General features: G+C 37.2%; 2 protein-coding genes. Both read right to left on the bottom strand.

Annotation, left to right across the window (positions count from 1 at the left end; translation table 11 throughout):
• Window positions 1–1,971, bottom strand: a 1,971-nt coding sequence (nosZ, locus tag Q0543_RS13345; RefSeq protein WP_299253998.1) for a Sec-dependent nitrous-oxide reductase, incomplete at its 3' end; no start/stop codon positions are given.
• An 8-nt stretch (window positions 1,972–1,979) separates the two neighbouring features.
• The gene (locus Q0543_RS13340; RefSeq protein ID WP_299253995.1) at window positions 1,980–2,477 is read right to left on the bottom strand and encodes a c-type cytochrome; all 498 of its coding nucleotides are present in this window, start codon (window positions 2,475–2,477) and stop codon (window positions 1,980–1,982) included.
• Window positions 2,478–2,627 lie beyond the last annotated feature (150 nt).

Here is a 2,627-nt window from a genome sequence, read left to right as displayed (position 1 = left end):
TGTAGCTGCTGGTAAATTAGTACCGACACTCCATGTAAGTGGGACAGCACTTCCTGCTGGAGATACACGTACATATCCTTGCATTTCTTGGTGTAAGGCACTACAGAAATCGGTACAATAGAATGGAATAATTCCTGCTTTTTCTACTGTCCACTTTAATGTTTGTGTTTCGCCTGGCATAATCAACAACTCAGCTGTTTGGGCACCTTTAATTGCAAAACCATGTGGTACATCCCAATCTTGCTCAAGATTTGTTATGTGAAAATACACATCATCACCTACTCGAATTCCTTCAATGTTATCTGGAGCAAAGTGAGAACGCATACATGTTGCATACACGTGTACTTGATTTCCTTTACGAACAACTTTAGTCTCTTTTTCGCCCTTCGTAACATATGGATGATGATTGTCTTCAATTTTGTAGAATTTCAATTGACCATTGTTGCGAATTAAATCTGCTGGTGCAGCCTGCGCATAGTGCGGTTCGCCTGTGGTAGGGAAATCTAATATCAATTGCATTTTTTCACCACTGATATCATATAACTGCGCACTTTGAGTCAACTCAGGACCTGTAGGCAAATATCTATCTTTCGTAATTTTATTGTATGCTACTAAATATTTACCATACGGGTGTCTAGAATCGCCACCTGGTATCATTAAGTGACCAACTGAATAATATGTTGGAACTCGATCCAAAACTTCTAAAGTTTTTAAATTCCATTTTACAATTTCAGATGATACGAAGCAAGAAGTATATGCATTTCCTTTACCATCAAACTCGGTATGTAAAGGTCCAAGACCTACCTTTTTAACTTCACCATATAATACAGATTCATACTTCATAACATGTACCCCCATAAAATCAGCATCGAAATCATTATTTTTAATAGCAGTTTCTAATTTCGAAAAACTAAATACAGGAACCATTGCAGCCAATTTACCACTACCGCAAATGAATTCTCCAGATGGGTCTACATTGCAACCATGTGGTGATTTTGGGCAAGGCATAAAGTAACAGATATCTTTAAATTCCGTTGCATCAAGAACCAATACTTCGTCCTTCATTTCAGATGTAGCAGAGTGAGTAGATTCGTTCCACGTATTGTGTGCGTACTTCACCTTCTGTTTTTTTCCTTTACCTGCTTTAACATATTCTTCCGCTTTTTTCCAATTCACAGCCATGATAAAATCTTTATCTTTTTGTGAAGCATTTACTTCTAACAAGGTATTTGCTTGTTCCGAATTATAGCATGTAAAGAAGAACCAACCATTAGATGCACCTCTACCTCCACGCGCTAGATCGAAATCGACGCCTGGTAAACGTAATTGAAATGCAACATCCATTTTACCTTCTTTATCTACAGAAATAAAGCTCATGTGTGCTTTGAAATTTTCTTTGTAGCTATCAAGAGGAATATCACCATTCTCATAATCACCCGGAACACTAAAACGCGTACCTGCTACAACGTATTCGGAGTTTTCAGTAATAAAAGGCGAAGAGTGATTACCAGCACTGTTTGGCAATTCAATGATCTCAGCCGTTTTAAACGTTTTCAAATCGATACGTGCAACTCGTGGTGTGTTATTACCGTTGATAAAGCACCAACGTCCGTCAATTTCACCATTTGTTTGTGACATTTGAGGGTGATGGGCATCATCCCATGGAATAGATCCCATAGAGGTATTCAGCATGGGTTTTGATTCTTCACTATATCCCCAGCCCTTTTCTGGATCAACAGAAAATACAGGAATCACGCGAAATAATCTACCGCTTGGTAATCCGTAAACAGCTAATTGCCCACTGAACCCACCACTTACAAAATTGTAGAATTCATCGTACTTTCCTGGAGCCACATACGCTTTTGCTGCCCCATCTGCACTAACTGCATTTTCTACGTTTTTAGGTTTACAAGAATACAAACTTGTTGCAATCCCCAAAACCAATAACGAACTTCTATATATCTTTTTCATATAAACTACTATTTAACGCCATCATTTTTGCGCATAAATTCAACTATATCTCTTGCATCGACATCTGTCAAACCTTGATTTGGCATACGAACCAAACAAATTTCTAATTGTGATTGAACTTCTGGATCTTTATCAATCATAGGATCGGGATTCGTAATAAAGTTCATAATCCAATAAGGCGTATGTCTTTCTGTTACACCTTTCCAACCTGGACCAACTAGTTTTTCATCTGTCATTTTGTGACAAGAATTACATTTTGTGCCAGATATTTCTTCTCCTTTTTTTGCCATTGCACCATCCAATGCACCAACGGTTACATTACTTTCGTCAAATTTACCTTCACCTCTTTTAGGATCATACGTATTGGTTGGCGCAGCTGCTTCAGCTACAGCACCTTGTTCTGCAGCTATTTTTTCAGCATTTGCAGCCTTTTTATCATCCCCACATGAGAACATAATTGCGAGTGATGTGGAAATAATTGCGAGTGTTAGAATTGTCTTCTTCATAACGTTGTTTTGTTTTAGTGTTTAAATATATACCGATTACCTTTATTGATACATGACCAATATCAAGCAAAAGGTGACTTTGGTCATTTTTTACTTGATATGTTTATAACGTCTTGATTTTAATATATACTATTTTTTATTTTTTTAAAA

It is taken from the genome of uncultured Cytophaga sp. (assembly GCF_937863595.1).
Lineage (GTDB): Bacteria > Bacteroidota > Bacteroidia > Cytophagales > Cytophagaceae > Cytophaga.
The sequence above is the reverse complement of the archived record's forward strand: the minus strand, read 5'-3'. Positions and strand labels throughout refer to the sequence as shown.